The organism is Streptomyces sp. NPDC111520, from assembly GCF_055635295.1.
This window is the reverse complement of sequence record NZ_JBVKBW010000008.1, coordinates 22,863-46,544: the sequence shown is the minus strand read 5'-3', so window position 1 is coordinate 46,544 and position 23,682 is coordinate 22,863. Positions and strand designations below refer to the sequence as shown.

The 23,682-nt window shown below is 73.7% G+C and carries 24 protein-coding genes; 22 read left to right on the top strand and 2 right to left on the bottom strand.

Features of this window, described 5'->3' with window-relative positions; translation table 11 throughout:
* The first annotated feature begins 64 nt into the window (after nt 1-64).
* The 9 genes from ACZ7MY_RS20175 (at nt 65) to ACZ7MY_RS20135 (ending at nt 9,101) form a co-directional block, all read left to right on the top strand.
* Nucleotides 65-1,180: a quinone-dependent dihydroorotate dehydrogenase gene (locus tag ACZ7MY_RS20175; RefSeq protein ID WP_499603340.1), complete on the top strand. Its 1,116-nt coding sequence runs from the start codon at nt 65-67 to the stop codon at nt 1,178-1,180.
* The gene (gene pyrF, locus ACZ7MY_RS20170) at nt 1,177-2,010 is read left to right on the top strand and encodes an orotidine-5'-phosphate decarboxylase (protein WP_499603339.1); all 834 of its coding nucleotides are present in this window, start codon (nt 1,177-1,179) and stop codon (nt 2,008-2,010) included. The genes ACZ7MY_RS20175 and pyrF overlap by 4 nt, the downstream gene beginning before the upstream one ends.
* 224 nt (nt 2,011-2,234) lie before the next feature.
* Nucleotides 2,235-2,558 carry an integration host factor gene (locus ACZ7MY_RS20165; protein ID WP_089227789.1) on the top strand — a complete coding sequence of 108 codons (324 nt, stop codon included), beginning with the start codon at nt 2,235-2,237 and terminating at the stop codon, nt 2,556-2,558.
* Between the two features lie 38 nt (nt 2,559-2,596).
* Nucleotides 2,597-3,154: a guanylate kinase gene (gene gmk / locus ACZ7MY_RS20160; RefSeq protein WP_499603338.1), complete on the top strand. Its 558-nt coding sequence runs from the start codon at nt 2,597-2,599 to the stop codon at nt 3,152-3,154.
* A 29-nt stretch (nt 3,155-3,183) separates the two neighbouring features.
* Nucleotides 3,184-3,456 carry a DNA-directed RNA polymerase subunit omega gene (gene rpoZ / locus ACZ7MY_RS20155; protein ID WP_018564174.1) on the top strand — a complete coding sequence of 91 codons (273 nt, stop codon included), beginning with the start codon at nt 3,184-3,186 and terminating at the stop codon, nt 3,454-3,456.
* A gap of 111 nt (nt 3,457-3,567) precedes the next feature.
* A complete protein-coding gene (gene coaBC, locus ACZ7MY_RS20150) occupies nt 3,568-4,776 on the top strand; it encodes a bifunctional phosphopantothenoylcysteine decarboxylase/phosphopantothenate--cysteine ligase CoaBC (protein ID WP_499603337.1) in 1,209 nt (402 codons plus the stop codon).
* 204 nt (nt 4,777-4,980) lie between these two features.
* Nucleotides 4,981-6,189: a methionine adenosyltransferase gene (gene metK / locus ACZ7MY_RS20145; RefSeq protein WP_499603336.1), complete on the top strand. Its 1,209-nt coding sequence runs from the start codon at nt 4,981-4,983 to the stop codon at nt 6,187-6,189.
* 230 nt (nt 6,190-6,419) lie between these two features.
* Nucleotides 6,420-8,567: a primosomal protein N' gene (locus tag ACZ7MY_RS20140; RefSeq protein WP_499603335.1), complete on the top strand. Its 2,148-nt coding sequence runs from the start codon at nt 6,420-6,422 to the stop codon at nt 8,565-8,567.
* A gap of 66 nt (nt 8,568-8,633) precedes the next feature.
* Nucleotides 8,634-9,101, top strand: a complete 468-nt coding sequence (locus ACZ7MY_RS20135; protein WP_499603334.1) for a GNAT family N-acetyltransferase — start codon at nt 8,634-8,636, stop codon at nt 9,099-9,101.
* Nucleotides 9,102-9,242: 141 nt separating this feature from the next.
* Here ACZ7MY_RS20135 and ACZ7MY_RS20130 read toward each other — a convergent pair whose 3' ends face one another.
* On the bottom strand, nt 9,243-9,749 hold the full coding sequence (locus ACZ7MY_RS20130; protein WP_499603333.1) for a hypothetical protein: 507 nt from the start codon (nt 9,747-9,749) through the stop codon (nt 9,243-9,245).
* A gap of 187 nt (nt 9,750-9,936) precedes the next feature.
* Between ACZ7MY_RS20130 and def the strand changes: the two genes are divergently transcribed.
* From def to ACZ7MY_RS20115, 3 genes are all read left to right on the top strand, one after another.
* Nucleotides 9,937-10,482: a peptide deformylase gene (gene def, locus ACZ7MY_RS20125; RefSeq protein WP_499603332.1), complete on the top strand. Its 546-nt coding sequence runs from the start codon at nt 9,937-9,939 to the stop codon at nt 10,480-10,482.
* A 32-nt stretch (nt 10,483-10,514) separates the two neighbouring features.
* Nucleotides 10,515-11,447: a methionyl-tRNA formyltransferase gene (fmt, locus tag ACZ7MY_RS20120; protein ID WP_499603331.1), complete on the top strand. Its 933-nt coding sequence runs from the start codon at nt 10,515-10,517 to the stop codon at nt 11,445-11,447.
* Between the two features lie 78 nt (nt 11,448-11,525).
* Nucleotides 11,526-13,022: an RsmB/NOP family class I SAM-dependent RNA methyltransferase gene (locus tag ACZ7MY_RS20115; protein ID WP_499603330.1), complete on the top strand. Its 1,497-nt coding sequence runs from the start codon at nt 11,526-11,528 to the stop codon at nt 13,020-13,022.
* A gap of 64 nt (nt 13,023-13,086) precedes the next feature.
* Here ACZ7MY_RS20115 and ACZ7MY_RS20110 read toward each other — a convergent pair whose 3' ends face one another.
* Nucleotides 13,087-14,238 carry a glycoside hydrolase family 19 protein gene (locus tag ACZ7MY_RS20110; protein WP_499603329.1) on the bottom strand — a complete coding sequence of 384 codons (1,152 nt, stop codon included), beginning with the start codon at nt 14,236-14,238 and terminating at the stop codon, nt 13,087-13,089.
* A gap of 404 nt (nt 14,239-14,642) precedes the next feature.
* Between ACZ7MY_RS20110 and ACZ7MY_RS20105 the strand changes: the two genes are divergently transcribed.
* The 10 genes from ACZ7MY_RS20105 to ACZ7MY_RS20060 all read left to right on the top strand — a co-directional run bounded on the left by ACZ7MY_RS20105 (nt 14,643) and on the right by ACZ7MY_RS20060 (nt 23,679).
* The gene (locus tag ACZ7MY_RS20105) at nt 14,643-15,899 is read left to right on the top strand and encodes an FAD-binding protein (RefSeq protein WP_499603327.1); all 1,257 of its coding nucleotides are present in this window, start codon (nt 14,643-14,645) and stop codon (nt 15,897-15,899) included.
* Nucleotides 15,900-15,999: 100 nt separating this feature from the next.
* Entirely contained in the window at nt 16,000-16,074 is a 75-nt protein-coding gene (locus ACZ7MY_RS20100) for a 50S ribosomal protein bL37 (RefSeq protein ID WP_373297613.1), read from the top strand.
* A 139-nt stretch (nt 16,075-16,213) separates the two neighbouring features.
* Entirely contained in the window at nt 16,214-16,879 is a 666-nt protein-coding gene (gene rpe / locus ACZ7MY_RS20095; protein WP_499603326.1) for a ribulose-phosphate 3-epimerase, read from the top strand.
* 99 nt (nt 16,880-16,978) lie between these two features.
* Nucleotides 16,979-18,022 carry a sugar-binding transcriptional regulator gene (locus ACZ7MY_RS20090; RefSeq protein WP_499603325.1) on the top strand — a complete coding sequence of 348 codons (1,044 nt, stop codon included), beginning with the start codon at nt 16,979-16,981 and terminating at the stop codon, nt 18,020-18,022.
* A gap of 55 nt (nt 18,023-18,077) precedes the next feature.
* Nucleotides 18,078-18,464, top strand: coding sequence for a guanyl-specific ribonuclease (locus ACZ7MY_RS20085; protein ID WP_499603324.1), 387 nt, complete (start codon nt 18,078-18,080; stop codon nt 18,462-18,464).
* Nucleotides 18,461-18,778 carry a barstar family protein gene (locus tag ACZ7MY_RS20080; protein ID WP_499603323.1) on the top strand — a complete coding sequence of 106 codons (318 nt, stop codon included), beginning with the start codon at nt 18,461-18,463 and terminating at the stop codon, nt 18,776-18,778. Before ACZ7MY_RS20085 ends, ACZ7MY_RS20080 begins: the two co-directional genes overlap by 4 nt.
* Before the next feature lie 46 nt (nt 18,779-18,824).
* Nucleotides 18,825-20,273: a GuaB1 family IMP dehydrogenase-related protein gene (locus ACZ7MY_RS20075; protein ID WP_499603322.1), complete on the top strand. Its 1,449-nt coding sequence runs from the start codon at nt 18,825-18,827 to the stop codon at nt 20,271-20,273.
* 193 nt (nt 20,274-20,466) lie between these two features.
* Nucleotides 20,467-20,931, top strand: a complete 465-nt coding sequence (locus ACZ7MY_RS20070) for an Lrp/AsnC family transcriptional regulator (RefSeq protein ID WP_499603321.1) — start codon at nt 20,467-20,469, stop codon at nt 20,929-20,931.
* Between the two features lie 185 nt (nt 20,932-21,116).
* Nucleotides 21,117-21,917 (top strand): carbon-nitrogen hydrolase family protein, encoded by an 801-nt coding sequence (locus ACZ7MY_RS20065; RefSeq protein ID WP_499603320.1) that lies wholly within the window; start codon nt 21,117-21,119, stop codon nt 21,915-21,917.
* Between the two features lie 55 nt (nt 21,918-21,972).
* Nucleotides 21,973-23,679 carry a flavin monoamine oxidase family protein gene (locus tag ACZ7MY_RS20060; protein ID WP_499603319.1) on the top strand — a complete coding sequence of 569 codons (1,707 nt, stop codon included), beginning with the start codon at nt 21,973-21,975 and terminating at the stop codon, nt 23,677-23,679.
* Nucleotides 23,680-23,682 lie beyond the last annotated feature (3 nt).

The following is a 23,682-nucleotide window of genomic DNA, read 5'->3' as shown; positions in this document are numbered from 1 at the left end:
ACACCGGACCGGTGTCCCCCTCTTCACGAGCCCCCGCCCCGTCGTCCGCCGTGGAAGGCCCCGCATGTACTCCCTGCTGTTCACCCTGTTCTTCAAGCGCCTCGACCCCGAGCGGGCGCACCACCTCGCCTTCGGCTGGATCCGGCTCGCCGCCCGGATCCCGGTCCTGCGCACCCTCGCCGCCGCGCTGCTCGCGCCCCGGCACCCGGCCCTGCGCACCGAGGCGCTGGGCCGCCGGATGCACGGTCCCTTCGGGCTCGCCGCCGGTTTCGACAAGAACGCCGTCGGCATCGACGGGCTCACCATGCTCGGCTTCGACCACGTCGAGATCGGTACCGTCACCGCCCAGCCGCAGCCCGGCAACCCCCGGCAGCGGCTCTTCCGCCTGGTCGCCGACCGCGCCCTGATCAACCGCATGGGCTTCAACAACGAGGGCTCGGCCGCGGTCGCCGCCCGCCTGGCCGCCCGCGAGGCGGTCTTCCCGGCCACGGTCGGCGTCAACATCGGCAAGACCAAGGTCGTCCCGGAGGAGGAGGCGGTCGCGGACTACGTGACCTCCACCGAGCGGCTCGCCCGGCACGCCGACTACCTCGTCGTCAACGTCTCGTCGCCGAACACCCCCGGACTGCGGAACCTGCAGGCCGTCGAGCACCTCCGCCCCCTGCTCGGCGCCGTGCGCGAGGCCGCCGACCGCACCGTCACCGGCCGCCGCGTCCCCCTGCTGGTCAAGATCGCCCCCGACCTCGCGGACGAGGACGTGGACGCCGTCGCCGACCTCGCGCTCGAACTCGGGCTGGACGGCATCATCGCCACCAACACCACCGTCGCCCGCGACGGTCTCGGCCTGCGCTCGGACGCCGCCCTGGTCGAGGAGACCGGCGGCCTGTCCGGCGCCCCCCTCAAGGACCGCTCCCTGGAGGTGCTGCGCCGCCTGTACGCCCGCACCGGAGACCGCATCACCCTCGTCGCGGTGGGCGGGGTCGAGACCGCCGAGGACGTCTGGCAGCGCATCCTGGCCGGCGCCACCCTCGTGCAGGGCTACAGCGCCTTCGTGTACCGGGGCCCCTTCTGGTGCCGCACGATCCACCGTGACCTCGCGGCGTTGCTGCAGGCCAGCCCGTACGCCACCCTCGCCGACGCCGTCGGCGCCGAGACCCGGAAGGCAGCCACCCCGCGATGAACCCCGAGCCCTTCGGCGCCAGGCTGCGCCGCGCCATGGACACCCGCGGACCGCTCTGCGTCGGCATCGACCCGCACTCCTCCCTGCTCTCCGCCTGGGGCCTGCGGGACGACGTCGCCGGCCTGGAACGCTTCACCCGCACCGTGGTGGAGGCGCTGGCCGACCGGGTCGCCGTCCTCAAGCCGCAGAGCGCGTTCTTCGAGCGCTTCGGCTCCCGCGGCATCGCCGTCCTGGAGACGGCCGTCGCCGAGGCCCGGGCGGCCGGCGCCCTGGTGCTGATGGACGCCAAGCGCGGCGACATCGGCTCCACCATGGCCGCGTACGCCACCGCGTACCTCGACCCCGCCTCGTCGCTGTTCTCGGACGCGATCACCGTCAGCCCGTACCTGGGGTTCGGCTCGCTGCGGCCCGCCCTGGACGCCGCCCGGGCGAGCGGCAGCGGCGTCTTCGTGCTCGCCCTGACCTCCAATCCGGAGGGCGCCGAGGTGCAGCGGTCAACCGCGGCGGGCGGCGCGTCCCTCGCCCAGGTGATGCTGAACCACATCGCGGCCGAGAACGAGGGTGACGTCCCGCTCGGATCGGTCGGCGCGGTCGTCGGCGCCACCCTCGGCGAGGCGGGTGTGGACCTCGCCGTGAACGGGCCCCTCCTCGCCCCCGGGATCGGCGCCCAGGGGGCCACCGCGGCCGACCTCCCCAGGGTGTTCGGGGAGGCGGTGCGCAACGTCCTGCCGAGCGTCAGCAGGGGTGTGCTGAAGCTCGGACCGTCGGTCGCGGCGCTCCGCGAGGCGGCCGAAAGGGAGGTCGCGGAACTCGCCTCGGTCGTCAAGTAGCGGTCAAGACGTCCGGAAACCTGCGCAGATTTGTCCCAAAAGTCCTGGTCGGTTGACGCTGACCAGGACTTTTCTTCTTGTTTGCGCTGACTGCGGCCGCTGGGGCCGCTAGTCTCCGACGAGAGCGCGCAAGGTGCGCGTTTCACGTTGCCCCTGCAGGTGGGGGGCGACTAGGTTCCACACCGGTCCGTATCCGACAGTTCTACTTCCGAGGTGACGTAGGCGTGGCTCTTCCGCCCCTTACCCCTGAACAGCGCGCTGCCGCGCTCGAGAAGGCCGCCGCGGCTCGCCGGGAGCGCGCCGAGGTCAAGAATCGGCTCAAGCACTCCGGCGCCTCGCTGCACGAGGTCATCAAGCAGGGCCAGGAGAACGACGTCATCGGCAAGATGAAGGTCTCCGCCCTCCTGGAGTCCCTGCCCGGCGTGGGCAAGGTCCGCGCCAAGCAGATCATGGAGCGGCTCGGCATCTCCGAGAGCCGCCGGGTCCGCGGGCTCGGCTCCAACCAGATCGCATCCCTGGAGCGCGAGTTCGGCAGCCCCGCTGTCTGACGTTCCCAGCACCCTCCGGGAACCGGGATAATCGCTCCATGAGTGAACGTCCGCGGCTGACCGTGCTCTCCGGCCCCTCGGGGGTCGGCAAGAGCACGGTCGTCGCTCATATGCGCACAGTCCACCCCGAGGTCTGGCTCTCCGTGTCGGCCACCACCCGCAAGCCCCGCCCCGGCGAGGAACACGGGGTGCACTACTTCTTCGTCGAGAACGACGAGTTCGACAAGCTCGTCGCCAACGGCGAACTGCTGGAGTGGGCCGAGTTCGCGGGGAACCGGTACGGCACCCCGCGCCAGGCGGTGCTGGAGCGCCTCGAGGCCGGCGAGCCGGTCCTGCTGGAGATCGACCTGCAGGGCGCCCGCCAGGTCCGGGACTCGATGCCCGAGGCGCAGCTGGTCTTCCTCGCGCCGCCGAGCTGGGACGAGCTGGTCCGCCGGCTCACCGGCCGGGGCACCGAGGCCCCCGACGTCATCGAGCGCCGGCTGGAGGCCGCGCGGGTCGAACTGGCGGCCGAGCCGGAGTTCGACACCACCCTGGTGAACACCTCCGTCGAGGACGTCGCGCGCGAGCTGCTAGCCTTGATGGCCGTAGTCTGATCTTTTTGCACCCAATCGGAAGGTAGAGCGTGTCCTCTTCCATCACCACGCCCGAGGGCATCATCAACCCGCCGATCGACGAGCTGCTCGAGGCCACCGACTCGAAGTACAGCCTCGTGATCTACGCGGCCAAGCGTGCCCGTCAGATCAACGCCTACTACTCGCAGCTCGGCGAGGGCCTGCTCGAGTACGTCGGCCCGCTCGTGGACACCCACGTGCACGAGAAGCCGCTGTCGATCGCGCTGCGCGAGATCAACGCGGGTCTGCTGACCTCCGAGGCCGTCGAGGGCCCGGTCCAGTAACCGCGCCCAGGCGTCAGACCACGGGCCCGGCGGTACGACCGCCGGGCCCGTGGTGTGTCATGGGGTAGTACCCACCACGGTCCAACGGTCCAACACAGCGCGGGAGAGGCGATGGGGAAGCCACAGGTCGTCCTGGGCGTGAGCGGCGGGATCGCCGCCTACAAGGCGTGCGAGCTGCTGCGCCGGTTCACCGAGTCGGGACACGAGGTACGTGTCGTGCCCACGGCCTCGGCGCTGCACTTCGTCGGCGAGGCCACCTGGTCGGCGCTGTCCGGCAACCCCGTCTCGACCGAGGTGTGGGAGAGCGTCCACGAGGTGCCGCACGTGCGCATCGGGCAGGGCGCGGACCTCGTCGTGGTCGCCCCGGCCACCGCCGACGTGCTGGCCAAGGCCGCCCACGGGCTCGCCGACGACCTGCTGACCAACACCCTGCTCACCGCGCGCTGCCCCGTGGTGTTCGCGCCCGCCATGCACACCGAGATGTGGGAGCACGCGGCCACCCAGGAGAACGTGGCGACCCTGCGCCGCCGCGGCGCCATCGTGCTGGAACCCGCGGTCGGGCGGCTCACCGGTGTCGACACCGGCAAGGGCCGGCTGCCCGAGCCCGCGGAGATCTTCGAGGCCTGCCGCCGGGTGCTGCTGCGCGGTCCCCGCGCGCTGGAGACCGACCTGGCCGGGCGCCACGTCGTCATCAGCGCCGGCGGCACCCGCGAGCCCCTCGACCCGGTCCGCTACCTGGGCAACCGCTCGTCGGGCAAGCAGGGCTACGCCCTCGCCCGTACGGCCCTGGCCCGGGGCGCACGGGTCACCCTGGTCTCCGCCAACACCGGACTCGCCGACCCGGCCGGTGCGGACGTGGTGCGGGTCGGCACGGCGGTGCAGTTGCGCGAGGCCGTGCTGAAGGCCGCGTCCGACGCCGACGTGGTGGTGATGGCGGCCGCCGTCGCCGACTTCCGCCCCGCGCGGTACGTCGAGGGCAAGATCAAGAAGAAGGACGGCGAGGAGCCCGCGCCCCTGGTGCTGGTGCGCAACCCGGACGTGCTCGCCGAGCTCTCAGCCGAACGGCCGCACCCCGCGCAGATCGTCGTGGGCTTCGCCGCCGAGACCGACGACGTCCTGGCCAACGGCCGCGCCAAGCTCGCCCGCAAGGGGTGCGACCTGCTGGTCGTCAACGAGGTGGGCGACCACAAGGCCTTCGGGTCGGAGGAGAACGAGGCCGTCGTGCTCGGCGCCGACGGCAGCGAGACCGCCGTGCCGTACGGGCCGAAGGAGGCCCTGGCCGAGCAGGTGTGGGACCTGGTCGTCGCCCGTCTGACCTGACGACACTCCGGGACGGTGCGTGTGCGCTACTGGCGTTCCGCCCCGAGGTGATGCACAGTGTCGCAGGTCACGGCATATCCAAGGTGCGAGATGCCGTGTCCCTGCGCATGAGTCGGACGATAAACTGACCCATGGCCCGCCGGGCGCAGCCCCGCGCGAGCCGCCAACGATCAGCCAGCAGCCGCTGCAACCCCAGGGAGCGATGTGTCCCGCCGCCTGTTCACCTCGGAGTCCGTGACCGAGGGTCACCCCGACAAGATCGCTGACCAGATCAGCGACACGATCCTCGACGCCCTGCTCAAGGAGGACCCCTCCTCGCGCGTCGCCGTCGAGACGTTGATCACCACCGGTCTGGTGCACGTCGCCGGAGAGGTCACCACCAAGGGGTACGCGGACATCGCGACCCTGGTGCGGAACAAGATCCTCGACATCGGCTACGACTCGTCGAAGAAGGGCTTCGACGGCGCGTCCTGCGGTGTCTCGGTCTCCATCGGTGCGCAGTCCCCGGACATCGCGCAGGGCGTCGACACGGCGTACGAGAGCCGGGTCGAGGGCGACGACGACGAGCTCGACCGGCAGGGCGCGGGCGACCAGGGTCTGATGTTCGGCTACGCCTGCGACGAGACCCCCGAGCTGATGCCGCTCCCGATCACCCTGGCGCACCGGCTCTCCCGGCGGCTGACCGAGGTCCGCAAGAACGGGACCATCCCCTACCTGCGGCCCGACGGCAAGACCCAGGTCACCATCGAGTACAACGACGACAAGGCCGTGCGCCTCGACACCGTCGTCGTCTCCTCGCAGCACGCCAGCGACATCGACCTGGAGTCGCTGCTGGCCCCCGACATCCGCGAGTTCGTCGTGGAGCCGGAGCTGAAGGCGCTGCTCGACGACGGCATCAAGATCGACACCGACGGGTACCGGCTGCTGGTCAACCCCACCGGACGCTTCGAGATCGGCGGCCCGATGGGCGACGCCGGCCTCACCGGCCGCAAGATCATCATCGACACCTACGGCGGCATGGCCCGTCACGGTGGCGGTGCCTTCTCCGGCAAGGACCCGTCCAAGGTCGACCGCTCCGCCGCCTACGCCATGCGCTGGGTCGCCAAGAACGTCGTCGCCGCGGGCCTCGCCTCGCGCTGCGAGGTCCAGGTCGCCTACGCGATCGGCAAGGCGGAGCCCGTCGGCCTGTTCGTGGAGACCTTCGGCACCCACACCGTGGACCACGAGAAGATCGAGCAGGCCATCGGCCAGGTCTTCGACCTCCGTCCGGCCGCGATCATCCGCGACCTCGAGCTGCTCCGCCCGATCTACGCCCAGACCGCGGCGTACGGCCACTTCGGCCGTGAGCTGCCGGACTTCACCTGGGAGCGCACCGACCGCGTCGAGGCGCTGCGCCGGGCGGCCGGCCTCTAGGCCTGTCCCTCCCTGGTCTGACGACGGCCCCGGACCCCAGCGGTCCGGGGCCGTCGGCGTGCGCGGGACGCGCCGGGAACGGGCGGGTGCCGCGGGAGTGGGCGTGACCGTGCCGGCCCGTCTGCGGACTCCGCCGGCGCCGTCGCACGAGGAGAGCGACGCGAGCTCGCGGGGCCGCCCGGCACCCGGGGCGGGGCCGGGTGTCCGAGGCTTCTGGTAACACTGAGGCTGTGAGCAGCGAGGACGACCGGCAGGTGTCCCCGGCGGCGGAGCCGCACGGGGGAGAGCAGCTCGCGCTCATCCGGGAGACGGTGCGCAAGGCCAAGGAGCCCCGCGCCAAGCCGCGCACCTGGCGCGGGGCGGCGCTTGCCGAAGGGCTGCCGGTGGCCCGAGTACTGGTCGACAAGGGCCTGCTCCACCTCGACCAGTACTTCGACTACGCGGTTCCCGCCGCCATGGACGCCGAAGCGCGGCCCGGCGTGCGCGTCCGCGTGCGGTTCGGCGGCCGGGTGGGCAAGGGCGGCCGGCGCGAGGGCGGCGAACTGCACGACGGCTTCATCGTGGAGCGGCTGACCGAGAGCGACTACCGGGGTCCCCTCGCCCCGCTCGCCCAGGTCCTGTCGCCCGAGGAGGTGCTGACCCCCGGCCTGCTCCGGCTGTGCCGGGCCGTCGCCGACCGCTACGCGGGGGCCCTCGCCGACATCGTCCAGCTCGCCGTGCCGCCGCGCCGGGCCAAGGTCGAGGCGGAGCCGGCACGGGATCCCCTGCCGGCGCCCCGCCCGCCCGAGCCGGGGCCGTGGCGGCGCTACCCGACCGGGCCGGCGTTCCTGCAGGCACTGGCCCGCGGGGACACCCCGCGGGCGGTGTGGACGGCACTGCCCGGGCCCTACTGGCCCGAGGAGATCGCCCGCGCCATGGCGGCGGCGCTCGCCTCGGGACGCGGGGCGCTCGCCGTCGTGCCGGACGGACGGGCGGCCGCCCGGGTCGACGAGGCGCTGACCGCGATCGTCGGCGAGGGGCGGCACGTGCTGCTGACCGCCGACGCCGGGCCGGAGGAGCGGTACCGCCGCTGGCTCGCGGTGAGCCGGGGCAGCGTACGCGCCGTCGTCGGCACCCGGGCCGCGATGTTCGCGCCGGTGGCCGACCTCGGACTCGCCGTGCTCTGGGACGACGGGGACTCCAGCCACGCCGAGCAGCACGCGCCGCAGCCGCACGCCCGGGACGTCCTGCTGCTGCGCGCCACCGAGGAACGGGCGGGCTTCCTGCTCGGCGGCCTCACCTGCACCGTGGAGGGCGCCCAACTGGTCGACACCCAGTGGGCCTTGCCGCTGACCGCGCCGCGCGAGCGGGTGCGCGCCGCCGCGCCCATGGTCCGTACGGTCGGCGAGGGCGACGAGGCGCGGGACGCCGCCGCGCGCGCGGCACGACTGCCGTCGGTGGCCTGGCAGGTGACGCGGGACGCGTTGCAGCGCGGCCCGGTGCTCGTGCAGGTGCCCCGGCGGGGCTACGTGCCGCGGCTGGCCTGCGAGCGCTGCCGAGAACCCGCCCGGTGCGCGCACTGCGCGGGGCCGCTGCAGCTCGGCGACGGCGAGAGCGCGCCGCACTGCGGCTGGTGCGGGCGCCCCGAGGCGGGCTGGCACTGCAAGGAGTGCGGCGGGTTCCGGCTGCGCGCCCAGGTCGTCGGCGCCCGGCGCACCGCCGACGAACTGGGCCGGGCCTTCCCCAAGGTGCCGGTGCGGACCTCCGGCCGCGACGGCGTGCTGGCCTCCGTGCCGGGAACGCCCGCGCTGGTGATCTCGACCCCCGGCGCGGAACCCGTCGCCGAGAGCGGCTACGCGGCGGCGCTGCTGCTGGACGGCTGGGCCCTGCTCAACCGTCCGGACCTGCGGGGGGGGGAGGAGACCCTGCGCCGCTGGGCTGCCGCGGCGGCGCTGGTGCGCCCGGCCGGCGAGGGCGGCACCGTGGTCGTCATCGCGGAGCCCACGCTCCGTCCCGTGCAAGCCCTCGTCCGCTGGGACCCGGTCGGCCACGCCGTGCGCGAACTGGCGGAACGCGCCGAGCTGGGCTTCCCGCCGGTCTCCCGGATGGCCACGGTCAGCGGCCGGCCCGCCGCCGTCGCCGACCTCTTGGCCACGGTCCGGCTGCCGGAGGGCACCGACGTCCTCGGCCCGGTGCCGCTGCCGATCACCGACCCCGCGCGGCCCCGCCGCTCCGGAGACACCCCACCCGGCGAACGCTGGGAACGCGTGCTGCTGCGTGTGCCGCCGGGCAACGGCGCCGCGCTGGCGGCCGCGCTGAAGTCCGCGCAGACCGCCCGCATAGCCCGCAGGGAGCCCGACCCGGTCCGGGTCCGCATCGACCCGCCCGACATCGGCTGACCGTCGGGCAGCCGGCGAAGGGGGAAGGGGGAAAGTCGCTTGACGCCCCGGCCTGGGGTTTCGGGTATGACCAGCAGACTCCGACTGGCGGAGATCACCCCGGACAACGTCGAAGCCGCGATGGCGCTGAAGGTCCGCCCCGACCAGGAACACCTGGTGGCGCCCGTCGTGAAGTCCCTCGCGGAGGCGTACGCGTACGGGGAGCGGGCCTGGCCGCGGCTGATCGTCGACGGCGACCGGAACGTCGGCTTCCTGATGGCCTTCTTCGACATCGACTTCTCGGCCGACGGAAGCGGCGCCGACCTTCGCTCCGGTCTGTGGCGCTTCTCCATTGCCGCGGGCGAACAGGGCCGCGGCTACGGGAGGTTCGCCGTCGGGTCCGTGGCGGATGAGGTCCGCCGCCGCGGCGGCAGCCGGGTCACCACCACCTGGCACCCCGGCGAGGACGGCCCGGAACGCTTCTACCTGGGGCTGGGATTCCGCCCGACGGGGGAGTCCAGCGGCGGGCAGACCGTGGGGGCGCTGGAGTTGTAGCCGGCTCCCGGTCCGCGGGGCCCGCGGCGCACCGGCGGCCCTGACCGCGGTGCGTCCGTCCGCCCGTACGCGCGCCCGCCCCGGCGGCCGTCCTGTCGGCGTGGCGGGCGGCGGGGCGGGCGTGCCCGGGGAGCCGCCGGGTCAGCCCGTGCGCGGGGAGGGGACCGCGCCGGGGACGGCCTCGTCGCGGGCGGCGGGGGCGGTGTGCGCGGGCACGGCCCGGGCCGCCGGCACCGAGGGCACGACCGCCGGGGCGGGGGGTTCGCCGTGCACCTCCGGCGCGGCGGCTCCGGCCGGGGCCGAACGCCGGTTGCCGTACCGCCGGTGGACGGCCTGCTTGGTGACGCCCAGCGCCGAGCCGACGGCGTCCCAGCTGAAGCCGAGGGAGCGGTCGAACTCGACGGCCGCGGTCACCAGGGTCTCGACGCTGTCGCGCAGTTCCTGGGCGAGCCGGACGGTGGGGGCGGGGGCGCGGCCGTAGACCACGAATCCCGCGGACGGCCCGCCCCGCCGGGGACGGTAGACGTTGCCCAGCTGGGTGGTGAGGGTGCGCAGCGCGTCGACCTGTCGGCGGACCCGCTCGATGTCCCGCACCAGCAGGTGAAGGCTCGCCCTGGCCTGGGCGTCGTGAGTTGCGTGTTCGGGCATCAACTGGCCTCTCGAACCGGCTCTTGTGGGTCAAACTCCATTGACCAACGCGCCAGACTCCCGAGGAGTCACGCATAAGGGGCGCATCGAACCCTTCGGGGGGCGTGCACAGGGGTGCGCGCCCCCACCCCCTCGGCCCATAGACTGGTGCGGTTGCCCTGTCACCGTCCGACCACGGAGCCGTAGCGTGTCCATCCAGCCGATCCGCCTCTTCGGCGACCCCGTGCTGCGCATGGCGGCGCAGCCCGTGACCGTCTTCGACAAGGAACTGCGCACCCTCGTCAAGGACCTCGAGGAGACCATGAAGGACGCCCCGGGCGCCGGCCTGGCGGCACCTCAGATCGGCGTCTCACTGCGGGTGTTCACGTACCACGTCGACGGCGAGCTGGGCCATCTGGTCAACCCGGACCTCAGCCTGAGCGAGGAGGAGCAGGACGGCCCCGAGGGTTGCCTGTCCCTGCCCGGGCTGCGCTTCGACACCAAGCGCGCGTACGGCGTCGTCGCCAAGGGCTTCACGATGTACGGCGACCCGGTGACCGTCGAGGGCACCCAGCTGCTCGCCCGCTGCATCCAGCACGAGACCGACCACCTCGACGGCATCATCTTCATCGACCGCCTCGACCGCGAGCAGCGCAAGGCCGCGATGAAGGCGATACGCGAGGCCGAGTGGGCCGGCCAGCCCGTGCCCCAGGTCCGCGTCTCCCCGCACAGCACGTTCGGCCGCGCACTGTAGGGCCGCGCACCGCAGAAAGGCATCCCGCACGCATGAGGCTCGTCTTCGCCGGCACCCCCGAGGTCGCCGTCCCCGCCCTCGACGCCCTGATCGCCTCCGGCCGGCACGAGGTCGTCGCCGTGGTCACCCGGCCCGATGCCGCCGCCGGGCGCGGCCGCAAGCTCGTCGCCAGTCCGGTGGCCCAGCGCGCGGAGGAGGCCGGCATCGAGGTCCTGCGGCCCGCGAAGCCCCGCGACGAGGACTTCCTGGCCCGGCTCCGCGAGATCGCGCCCGACTGCTGCCCGGTCGTCGCCTACGGCGCGCTGCTGCCCCGCGTCGCCCTCGACGTGCCCGCCCACGGCTGGGTCAACCTGCACTTCTCCCTGCTGCCCGCCTGGCGCGGCGCCGCCCCCGTGCAGCACGCCGTCATGGCGGGCGACGAGGTGACCGGTGCCGCGACCTTCCTCATCGAGGAGGGCCTGGACTCCGGGCCGGTGTACGGCGTCGTCACCGAGGACGTCCGGCCCCGCGACACCAGCGGCGACCTGCTCACCCGGCTCTCGCACAGCGGCGCGAAGCTGCTCGCCGCCACCATGGACGGCATCGAGGACGGCACGCTGGTCGCCCGGCCGCAGCCCGCCGAGGGCGTCAGCCTGGCTCCCAAGATCACCGTCGACGACGCCCGCGTCGACTGGAACGCCCCGGCCCTGCGGGTCGACCGGGTGGTCCGCGGCTGCACCCCCGCGCCCGGCGCCTGGACCGTGTTCGGCGGCGAACGCCTCAAGCTCGGTCCCGTCACGCCGCTGCCCGAGCGCACCGACCTGGCGCCCGGCGAACTGGAGGTCACCAAGCGCGCGGTGTACGTGGGCACCGGCAGCCACGCCGTGGAGCTCGGCGAGGTGCGTCCGCAGGGCAAGAAGCCGATGCCCGCCGCCGACTGGGCGCGCGGCGTCCGCGTCCCCTCCGGGGAGCGGCTCGGCGGCTGACCACGCCCTCCGCGTACGCTCGAAGCGGGGCGCCACCGCGCCCCGCCGTACCACCGACACTCCCGGAGCACCTTCCACGTGAGCGAACCGTCACGCCGCCGACCGCGTCCCGCCGCCCGTCAGGGCCGCACCCAGGGAGGGCCCCCGCAGGGCGGCCGCCCCTACCGCAAGCCCCAGCGCGACCCCGTGCGCATCCTGGCGTTCGAGGCGCTGCGGGCGGTCGACGAGCGGGACGCGTACGCCAACCTCGTCCTGCCGGCGCTGCTGCGCGAGGCGGAGGCCGAGGCCGCGCGCAAGGGCCGTGCGTTCGACCGGCGCGACGCCGCCCTCGCCACGGAGCTCGTGTACGGCACCCTGCGCCGCCGGGGCACCTACGACGCCGTGATCGCGGCCTGTGTCGACCGGCCGCTGCGCGAAGTCGACCCGCCCGTGCTGGACGTGCTCTCGCTCGGCACCCACCAGCTGCTGGGCACCCGCATCCCCACCCACGCCGCCGTCTCCGCCACCGTCGAGCTGGCCCGTGTGGTCCTCGGCGACGGGCGGGCGAAGTTCGTCAACGCGGTGCTGCGCCGGATCGCCGCGCGGGACCTGGACGCCTGGCTGGACGAGGTGGCGCCGCCCTACGACGAGGACCCCGAGGACCACCTCGCCGTCGTCCACTCGCACCCGCGCTGGGTCGTCTCGGCGCTGTGGGACGCCCTCGGCGGGGGCCGGGCGGGCATGGAGGAACTGCTCGCCGCCGACAACGAGCGCCCCGAGGTCACCCTGGTCGCGCGTCCCGGCCGCGCGACCCCGCAGGAACTCGCCGACGCGCTTCCCGCGGACAGCACTCTCCCCGGCCGCTGGTCCCCCTGGGCGGTCCGGCTGGCCGAGGGCGGCGACCCCGCGGCCATCGAGGCGGTGCGCGAAGGCCGCGCCGGCGTCCAGGACGAGGGCAGCCAGCTGGTCGCCGCCGCCCTGGCCGCGGCACCGCTGGGCGACGGCCCCGACCGGCTCTGGCTGGACGGCTGCGCAGGTCCCGGCGGCAAGGCGGCCCTGCTTGCCGCGCTCGCCGCGGAGCGCGGGGCGGCCCTGGTCGCCTCCGAGAAGCAGCCGCACCGGGCCCGGCTCGTCGCCCGCGCCCTGGCGGGCAACCCCGGGCCGTTCGAGGTGATCGTCGCCGACGGCACCCGTCCCGCCTGGCGTCCCGGTGCCTTCGACCGCGTCCTGGTCGACGTGCCCTGCACGGGTCTCGGTGCCCTGCGCCGGCGCCCCGAGGCGCGCTGGCGCAGGCGTGCCGAGGACGTCCCGGGCTTCGCGCCCCTGCAGCGCGGCCTGCTGGAGTCCGCCCTGCGCGCGGTGCGCGTCGGCGGGGTCGTCGGTTACGCGACCTGCTCCCCGCACCCGGACGAGACCCGTGCCGTCGTGGAGGACGTCCTCGGGCGTCCGGGCGCGGTCGCGGCCGAATGGGTCGACGCCCGCCCCCTGATGCCCGGGGTCGCCGACCTCGGCGAGGGCCCCGACGTCCAGCTCTGGCCCCACCTGCACGGCACCGACGCGATGTACCTCGCCCTGCTGCGCCGCACCGGGGAATGACCGCGCGCGGGTGCGGTCCGGACGTCCGGACCGCACCCGCGCGGCGGGGTTCGGCGGCGGTGGTTCAGCAGTAGAGGTTGGCGCCCTGGCCGACCCCGAGGATCGCCGTGAACTGCTGGTACTTGCTCACGCGGCTCTGCACCTGCGCCGGGTTGCGGCCGTCGCACTCCAGCGAGCCGTTGATGGAACGGATGGTCTGCCCGAAGCCGGCCTGGTTGACCATGGCGTTGTGCGGGGTCATGGTGCCGGGGCCGCTCTGGGTGTTCCAGTACCACAGGCCCGTGCGCCAGGCGACGGCCGCGTCCTGCTCCACGCGCCAGGGGTTGCCCAGCAGGTCGATGCCGAGGGCGTCGCCGGCGGCCTTGTAGTTGAAGTTCCAGCTCAGCTGGATCGGGCCGCGGCCGTAGTAGGCGGCCTGACCGGCCGGGCAGCCGTAGGGCTGGCCCCAGTCGCAGTAGTGCGGGTAGTTGGCGGTGTTCTGCTCGACCACGTACACCAGGCCGCCCGTCTCGTGGCTGACGTTGGCCAGGAAGGCGGCGGCCTCCTGCTTCTTCACGGTGTCGCTGCCGGAGTTGGCGAAGCCGGGGTAGGAACTCAGCGCCGCGACCAGGCCGCTGTAGGTGTAGAAGCCGTTGCGGCCCGGGAACATCTGGTTGAACTGGGACTCGCTGACCACGAATCCGGACGGGTTCGTGCCGCCGCCACCGCCGCTCGCGGGGGCGTTCCACTTCTGGTTCGCGGTGCCCGTGCAGGTCCAGATCTGCAGCCGGGTGGCGTTGGCGGAGGTGTTGCCGCGGACGTCCAGGCACTTGTTGGCGGCGGGGTTGACGATGTCGCGCGCCGCGGTGACGACCCACTGCTGGTTGGCGCTGCCGGAGCAGTCCCACAGCTGGACCGCGGCCCCGTCGGCCGTGCTGCGGTCGACGACGTCGAGGCACTTGCCGAGCGCGCGCAGTGTGCCGTCGCCGGGGTTGGACCAGCGCTGGGCGCCGGTCCCGTTGCAGTCGTAGAGCTGTACGGCGGTGCCGTTGGCGTTGTTCGCCCCGGCGACGTCGACGCACTTGCCCGCCAGGCCGCTGATCTGGCCGTCCGCGGCGCGGGCGGTCGGCGTCGCGACGAACAGGGTGGCCAGGAGCGCCGCGAGGACGGCGAACACCGCGGACGGGCCGAGGGCGGTACGCCCTGCGGGCAGCCGTCCGGCGAGGGACGTGGACATGGGTGAGTCGCTCCTTACCCGGCCCGGGGCCGTGGTCGTGGGGGGAGGGAGCTTCGTGGGGGTGCTCCGCACGGCGGGCGCGGGTGGTCGCGAGGAGGTCACGCACGGGCGCGGCGCGGCGTGCGTCGTGTCCAGGGCGGCGTGAACTTCCGTGCTGCACCGTCCCGTTGAGCCCAGCTAGGTCTAGACCATGCCAGGGTGACGGGGTCACGTCAATACTTGAAGGAAGGGTCGCGCCCGGCGTGCCGGGGCCCGCGCCCCACTCCTGTGCCCCACCCCGGTCCTCCGCCCCCGGCCGCAGCGGCGAGAATCGAACCGGAACGGCAGGCCCCGAACCGCCGTCCCGGCAGGCCGCGCGCCGCGCGGCGGCCGGCGGCGGGGCCGGACAGGAAGGAACGACCGCGATGTCCGCGGAGAGCAACTGGGGCGGCAACGTCGCCTTCACCGCACGAAGGCTCCACCACCCCGAGTCCGTCGCCGAGCTGCAGGAGATCGTGGCCCGGTCCCGGCGGGTGCGCGCGCTGGGCACCCGGCACTCCTTCAGCACCGTCGCCGACACCGACGGCGAGCACGTCTCGACCTCGCGGCTGCCCGCGCTGATCGACCTCGACCGCACCGCCCGTACCGCCACGGTCGGTTCGGGGCTGCGCTTCGGCGAGATCGTCCACGCGATCGACGAGGCGGGCCTGGCGCTGCACAACCTCGGCTCCCTGCCGCACATCTCGGTGGCCGGGGCGTGCGCCACCGGCACGCACGGCTCGGGCACCGGGCGGCGCAGCCTGGCCGGCGCGGTCCGCGGGCTGACCATGGTCACCGCCGACGGCGAGCTCACCGAGGTCCGGCGCGGCGAGGACGGCTTCGACGGCTCCGTCGTCGCCCTGGGCGCCCTTGGCGTCGTGACCCGCCTGACCCTCGACCTCGTCCCGGCCTTCGCCGTGCGCCAGACCGTCTACGAGGACATGCCGGGGGAGGAGTTCCGGGGGAACTTCGACGCCGTGATGGCCGCCGGGTACAGCGTGTCGGTCTTCACCCGCTGGCGGGACCGGGCCGCCGACCAGGTGTGGCTGAAGGAGCGGGTCGACGCCGACGGCGCGGAGCCCGCACCGCGGACGTGGTTCGGGGCCACCGCCGCCGACGGGCCGCGGCACCCCATCCCGGGCATGCCCGGCACGCACTGCACGCCGCAGCAGGGCCTCGCCGGCCCCTGGTACGCACGGCTGCCGCACTTCCGGCTGGAGTTCACGCCGAGCAGCGGCGAGGAGATCCAGTCGGAGTTCTTCGTCGACCGGAGCGACGCCGTGGCGGCGTTCGACGCCCTGTGGCGGGTGCGGGAGCGGTTCTCGTCCGAGGTGCTGATCGGCGAGATCCGCACCGTGGCGGCCGACTCCCTGTGGCTCAGCCCCGCGTACGGACGGGACAGCGTCGCCTTCCACTTCACCTGGACCCCGGACGCCGCGGCGGTGGCGCGGTCGGTCCAGGTCGTCGAGGAGGCCTTGCGCCCCTTCTCCGCCCGTCCGCACTGGGGCAAGCTCTTCACACCGGCGCCCGCCGCGCTGCGCGGGCTCTACCCGCGCTACGACGACTTCCGGGCGCTCGTGGCCCGGCAAGACCCGGCGGGGGTCTTCCGCAACGCCTTCATGCGCGAGCACTTCCCGGACTGACCCGGCGTCCGCGCCCCGGACCGCTGATGATGTGCCGTCCGTCGGCCGCGGTCATAGACTGACCGCGGCCGAAACATCCCTTATGAGAGGGTTGGGCATCATGTCCAAGCGAGGCAACAAGCGACGCGCCCGGAAGAAGAAGGGCGCCAACCACGGCAAGCGCCCCAACGCGTGACGCACGCCGTGCCCCCGTGACCGCCCGCGCCCGGCGCGGGCGGTCACCGCTGTCCGGGGCCGGTAAGGGATGCGAGGTGGTTGTCCACAGCCGTGCGCCCGGTGCGCGGGGAGGGGGCGGGCACCGCCATACTGGACGCATGGCCGTCCAGATCAACCCCAGTATCCTCTCCGCCGACTTCGCGCGCCTCGCCGAGGAGGCGCGGGCCGTCGAGGGCGCGGACTGGCTCCACGTCGACGTGATGGACAATCACTTCGTCCCCAACCTGACGCTCGGCGTGCCGGTCGTGGAGTCGCTCGCCAAGGCGACGCGGACCCCCCTCGACTGCCATCTGATGATCGCCGACCCGGACCGCTGGGCCCCGGCCTACGTCGAGGCGGGCGCGGGCTCCGTCACCTTCCACGTGGAGGCGGCCGCCGCGCCGGTGCGACTGGCCCGGGAGATCCGCGCGAAGGGCGCCCGGGCCTCGATGGCCCTCAGGCCCGCCACGCCGGTCGAGCCCTACGAGGACCTGCTGCCCGAGCTCGACATGCTGCTGATCATGACCGTGGAACCGGGCTTCGGCGGCCAGGCCTTCCTCGACATCATGCTCCCCAAGATCCGCCGGGCCAGGAAGCTGATCGACCGGCACGGACTCGACCTGTGGCTGCAGGTCGACGGCGGCGTCTCGGCCTCCACCATCGAGCGCTGCGCCGAGGCGGGAGCGGACGTCTTCGTCGCCGGTTCCGCCGTCTACGGCGCCGAGGACCCGGCCGAGGCGGTACGGGGGCTGCGCAAGCAGGCGGCGGCCGCCTGCGCGCACTGACCGCACGCCGCCCGGGCGCCGTCCGCGCACTGACCACTCCGTGGGCACCGTGCCCCGGTACTCCGGAGTACGTGCGAGGATGAGCGCGGAGCCGATCAGATGGGCAACTGGGGAGAGAACGTGACCACAGGCCGCACCGGGGTGCGCATGGGCCCCGGCGAGATGGTCCAGGCGGCGGCGATGGCACGCCGCTTCTACTTGGAGGGAAAGTCCAAGATCCAGATCGCCGAGGAGTTCGGCGTGAGCCGCTTCAAGGTGGCCCGGGTCCTGGAGACCGCCCTCGAACGCGACCTGGTGCGCATCGAGATCAGGGTCCCCGCGGAACTCGACGCCGAGCGCTCGGACGCCCTGCGGGCCCGCTACGGACTGCGGCACGCCGTCGTCGTCGAGTCGCCCGCCGACGAGACCGACGGCCCCGACCCGGAGAACCTGGGCGCGGTCGCCGCGCAACTGCTGGGTGAACTGGTCAGCGAGGGCGACGTCCTCGGCCTCGCCTGGGGACGCTCGATCATCACCATGGCCAACGCCCTCGACCGGCTGCCGCCGTGCACGGTCGTCCAGCTCACCGGCGTGTACGACGCGGGCACCGCCGACCGCGGCTCGGTCGAGGCGGTCCGCACCGCCGCGGCCGTCTCCGGTGGCGAGGCCCACCCCATGTACGCCCCGATGGTGCTGCCCGACCCGGCCACCGCGGCGGCGCTGCGCGCCCAGAGCGGCATCGCGGCGGCCATGAGCTACTTCGACAAGGTCACCGTGGCCGTGGTGTCGATCGGCTCCTGGGCGGCCGGCATCTCCACCGTCCACGACGCCCTGACCGAGGCCGAGCGCGAGCACTACGCCTCCCTCGGAGTCGCCGCCGAGATGTCCTCGCACCTCTTCGACGCCGAGGGCCGGCTCGTCGGCCGCGACCTGGGCGAGCGCTGCATCACCATCGAGGCGGACCGGCTGCGCCGCATCCCCGAGGTGCTCGCCATCGCCGGCGGGCTGCGCAAGGCCGCCGCGGTCGACGCCGTGCTCCGGTCCGGCCTGGTCACCAGCATCGTGACGGACACCGCCGCCGCCGACTACCTGCTGGACTCCACCGCGCCCATGGCGCGTCCCGCCCTCGACCGTGCCGACCCCGAGGCGCAGCGCGGGGTCTAGCCTTCCTGCGCGTGGCCTGCGCGGCGCGCGGCGCGGGCTGTGGCAGCATCGCGGCATGCCGACCGGGCCCGTCCGCCGTGCCGCCGCGATCGCCGCCGCCCTGCTGGGCTGCCTCGTACTGCTCCTTACCGGCTGCTCCCGGCCCGCCGCCGAACCCGTGGCGGCGGTGCCCACGGTGTCCGCCGCGAGCCTGCCTCCCGAGGCCCGCGAGACACTCCGGCTGATCGACGCCGGGGGGCCCTTCCCGTACGCGAAGGACGGCACCGTCTTCCACAACTTCGAGGGCATCCTGCCGAAACGCCCGAGCAACTACTACCGCGAGTACACCGTGCCGACCCCGGGGGCACCGGACCGCGGCGCCCGGCGCATCGTCACCGGCGCCGGCGGGGAGGCCTACTACACCGACGACCACTACAAGACCTTCAGGGCGGTCCGCAGATGACGGCGACGACGGTGCTGGACCTGCAGGGGGTCACCACCAAGAGCGCGTTCATGGAGCGCTGCGCCGAGCAGCTGCGGCTCCCCGGCTGGTTCGGCCGCAACTGGGACGCCCTCTACGACTGCCTCACCGACCTGCCCGACTCCGAGCGTGGCGGGCTGCGGCTGGTCGTCCGCGGCTGGCACGACTTCGCGGCGGCCGAACCCGGGGAGTGGCAGACGGCGCGCCGGGTCCTCGCGGACGCGGCGGCCTTCCGCCCCCCGGCCGTGCCGCCCCTCCAGGTCGTCTTGGAGGAACCTACGGACGACCCTTCGTGATCGCCGGAGTTTCCTCCGTGTCCGATTCGGCTCCGTCCGTGCAAAAATGAAGTACGTGCGTTTCCTCAATGATGCAAAGCCTCCGTACGACCTGACGTACGACGACGTGTTCATGGTCCCCAGCCGCTCGGCGGTGGGTTCCCGCCAGGCGGTCGACCTCTCCGCCCCCGACGGCACCGGCACCACCATCCCGCTCGTGGTCGCCAACATGACCGCCATCGCGGGACGCCGGATGGCCGAGACCGTCGCCCGGCGCGGGGGACTGGTCGTCATCCCGCAGGACATCCCGATCGACGTGGTCACCGAGGTGATCACCTGGGTGAAGCAGCGGCACCACGTGCTCGACACCCCGATCGTGCTCGGCCCGCACGCCACCGTCGCCGACGCCCTCGCGCTGCTGCCCAAGCGGGCGCACGGCGCCGCCGTCGTCGTCGAGGACGGCCGTCCGGTCGGCGTCGTCACCGAGCACGACCTCACCGGTGTGGACCGCTTCACCCAGGTCTCCGTGGTGATGTCCAAGGACCTCCTGCTGCTGCCCGCGGACATCGACCCGCGTGAGGCCTTCAACCGCCTGGAGGACGCCAACCGCAAGCTCGCCCCCGCCGTCGACGCCGACGGCAGGCTGGCCGGCATCCTCACCCGCAAGGCGGCGCTGCGCGCCACCCTGTACACCCCGGCCACCGACGCCGGCGGGCGGCTGCGCGTCGCCGCCGCCGTCGGCATCAACGGCGACGTCGCCGGCAAGGCCAAGCAGCTGCTCGACGCGGGGGTCGACACCCTCGTGGTCGACACCGCCCACGGCCACCAGGAGAGCATGATCCAGGCCGTGAAGGCCGTCCGAGCCCTGGACCCGCAGGTGCCCGTCGTGGCCGGCAACGTCGTCTCCGCCGAGGGCGTCCGCGACCTGATCGAGGCCGGCGCCGACATCGTCAAGGTCGGTGTGGGCCCGGGTGCCATGTGCACCACCCGCATGATGACCGGCGTCGGCCGGCCCCAGTTCTCCGCCGTCCTGGAGTGCGCCGCCGAGGCCGCCCGGTACGGCAAGCACGTCTGGGCCGACGGCGGCGTCCGGCACCCGCGCGACGTCGCCATGGCGCTCGCCGCCGGCGCGTCCAACGTCATGATCGGCTCCTGGTTCGCGGGGACCTACGAGTCGCCCGGCGACCTGCAGCAGACCGCCGACGGCCGGCCCTACAAGGAGAGCTTCGGCATGGCCTCCGCCCGCGCCGTGGCCAACCGCACCAGCGAGGAGTCCGCGTACGACCGCGCCCGCAAGGGGCTCTTCGAGGAGGGCATCTCCACCTCGCGGATGTTCCTCGACCCGGCCCGCCCGGGTGTGGAGGACCTGATCGACTCGATCATCGCGGGGGTGCGCAGCTCCTGCACCTACGCCGGCGCCGCCGACCTCGCCGAGTTCGCCGACAAGGCCGTCGTCGGCATCCAGAGCGCCGCCGGCTACGCCGAGGGCAAGCCGCTGCACGCCAGTTGGCAGTAGGCACCCGGCCCGGGCGCCCCGGCCGCGGAAGCGGACGGGGCCCGGGCGCCGGCGGCGCGGGGTTCGCCGCCCCGCCCCGGCGCGGTCACCGGGGAGTGCCTCGCGGGAAGGGCGGCGGTCCGCCTCGTAGGCTGGTGCGCGTACGGCACGCGCCGTCCCCCGCTCGCTCGCGAAGAGAAGTGACCCACCCCCAGTGCGACTGAACGAACTCGACGAACGCATCGTCCACGCCCTCGCCGAGGACGCCCGGCGCTCCTTCGCCGACATCGGCGGCCTCGTCGGGCTCTCCGCCCCCGCCGTCAAGCGCCGGGTCGACCGGCTGCTGGCGGAGGGCGCCATCACGGGCTTCACCGTCCGCGTCGAGCCCTCCGCGCTGGGCTGGGAGACCGAGGCGTTCGTCGAGCTCTACTGCCGGCACAACACCTCGCCCGAGGACATCCGGCGCGGCCTGTCGCGCTACCCCGAGGTGGCCTCCGCCTCCACCGTCACCGGCGAGGCGGACGCCGTCGTCCAGATCTACGCCGCCGACGTGCGCCACTTCGAACGCGTCCTGGAGCGGATCGCCGGCGAGCCCTTCGTCGAGCGCACCAAGTCCGTGCTGGTGCTGTCGCCGCTGCTGCGCCGCTACTCGGGGGCGCCCGACCAGCCGGAGGGGTGACCGCCGGTACGCCGGCGGGGGGAGGGCCGCCGCGGCGCCGCCGTGCAACGAATCGCCGCCGCCCGGCCCCGGCGCGCAACGAATCGACGGTCGGTGCGCAACGGACGCGTCTTGTCGCCGCCAGGCCCGCGATCGTACCGTCGAGGCAGACCCGAAACCGGCTTCCACCAGGCGAAAGAGGCTCCATGGCGCCGCTGCGCACCGCGCTGTACCAAGGCCCGAGCGGCGTCCCCTCCTCGGTGGACGACAGCCTGGCCGCGCTCGGCGCCGCCGCGCGCCGGGCGTCCGCCGCGGGAGCCCGCCTGCTCGTCACGCCCGAGATGTACCTGACGGGTTACGCCCTCGGCGACGCCGTACCGGAGCTCGCCGAGACGGCCGACGGGCCCGCCGCCGCCCGGGTCGCCCGGATCGCCGCCGCGCACGGCCTCGGCATCGTCTACGGCTACCCCGAGCGCGACGGCTCCGCCGTCTTCAACTCCGCCCAGCTGATCGGCCCGGACGGCCTGCGCCTCGCCAACTACCGCAAGACCCACCTCTTCGGCGCCTTCGAGCGCACCTGGTTCACGCCGGGCGACGAGGCCGTCGTCCAGGCCGACCTCGACGGCGTCCGGATCGGCCTCCTCATCTGCTACGACGTCGAGTTCCCGGAGACCGTGCGGGCCCACGCCCTCGCCGGCACCCAGTTGCTCGCCGTGCCCACCGCGCTGATGCGGCCCTACGAGTTCGTCCCGCAGACCCTGGTGCCCGCCCGCGCGTACGAGAGCCAGCTGCACGTCGCCTACGCCAACCGCTGCGGTCCCGAGGGCGACTTCGACTTCGCGGGGCAGAGCTGCCTCGCCGGACCCGACGGCGCCGTACGCGCCCGGGCCGGAGCCACCGAGGAACTGGTCGTCGCCGACGCCGACCCGGAACTCCTGCGCGCGGTCCGCGAGGAGACCCCCTACCTCGAGGACCGCCGCCCCGAGCTGTACCGCTCGCTGGGCTGATCCCGCCCCCCGACACCGCCCCGCCCCACCGCTCCACAGCCAGGAGAACCACGCCATGACGTCCACGGTGCCCACCGCGGTCCACGACGAGCAGCACCCCGAGGTGAGGTCCGCCCCGCCGATCACCATGTTCGGCCCGGACTTCCCGTTCGCGTACGACGACTTCCTGGCGAGCCCCGCGGGCCTCGGCTCCATACCGGCGACCGGGCACGGCGCCGAGGTCGCGGTCATCGGCGGCGGCCTGTCCGGCATCGTCGCCGCGTACGAGCTGATGAAGATGGGCCTGAGGCCCGTCGTCTACGAGGCCGACCGGATCGGCGGCCGGCTGCGCACCGTCGGCTTCGAGGGCTGCGACGAGAACCTGACGGCCGAGATGGGCGCGATGCGCTTCCCGCCGTCCTCCACCGCCCTGCAGCACTACATCGACCTGGCGGGCCTGGAGACCAGGCCCTTCCCCAACCCGCTCGCCCCCGAGACCCCGTCGACCGTCGTCGACCTCAAGGGCGAGTCCCACTACGCCGAGACCATCGACGACCTGCCCCAGGTCTACCGCGACGTCGCGCGCGCCTGGAACGCCTGCCTGGAGGAGGGCGCGGACTTCTCCGACATGAACCGCGCCATGCGCGAGCGCGACGTCCCGCGCATCCGCGAGATCTGGGCGAAGCTCGTCGAGAAGCTCGACAACCAGACCTTCTACGGCTTCCTCTGCGACTCCGAGGCGTTCTCGTCCTTCCGGCACCGCGAGATCTTCGGCCAGGTCGGCTTCGGCACCGGCGGCTGGGACACCGACTTCCCCAACTCCATCCTGGAGATCCTGCGCGTCGTCTACACCGAGGCCGACGACCATCACCGCGGCATCGTCGGCGGCAGCCAGCAGCTGCCGCTGCGGCTGTGGGAGCGCGAGCCGGGCAAGATCGTCCACTGGCCGCACGGAACGTCCCTGAAGTCGCTGCACGGCGGCGCCCCCCGCCCGGCCGTGACCCGGCTGCACCGCACCGCGGGCAACCGGATCACCGTCACCGACGCCGACGGCGACATCCGCACCTACCGCGCCGCGATCTTCACCGCGCAGAGCTGGATGCTGCTCAGCAAGATCGACTGCGATGACTCGCTCTTCCCGATCGACCACTGGACGGCGATCGAGCGCACCCACTACATGGAGTCCAGCAAGCTCTTCGTGCCCGTCGACCGGCCGTTCTGGCTCGACAAGGACGAGCAGACCGGCCGGGACGTGATGAGCATGACGCTCACCGACCGGATGACCCGCGGCACCTACCTGCTCGACAACGGGCCCGGCGAACCGGCCGTGATCTGCCTGTCGTACACCTGGTGCGACGACAGCCTCAAGTGGCTGCCGCTCAGCGCCTCCGAGCGCATGGAGGTCATGCTCAAGTCGCTCGGCGAGATCTACCCCAAGGTCGACATCCGGCGCCACATCATCGGCAACCCGGTGACCGTGTCCTGGGAGAACGAGCCCTACTTCATGGGCGCGTTCAAGGCGAACCTGCCCGGCCACTACCGCTACCAGCGGCGCCTGTTCACCCACTTCATGCAGGACACCCTCCCCGAGGACAAGCGCGGCATCTACCTCGCCGGCGACGACATCTCCTGGACGGCCGGCTGGGCCGAGGGCGCCGTGCAGACCGCGCTCAACGCCGTGTGGGGCGTGATGCACCAGTTCGGCGGCACCACGGACCCGACCAACCCGGGCCCCGGCGACCTCTACGACCAGATCGCGCCGGTCATGCTCGACGAGGACTGACCG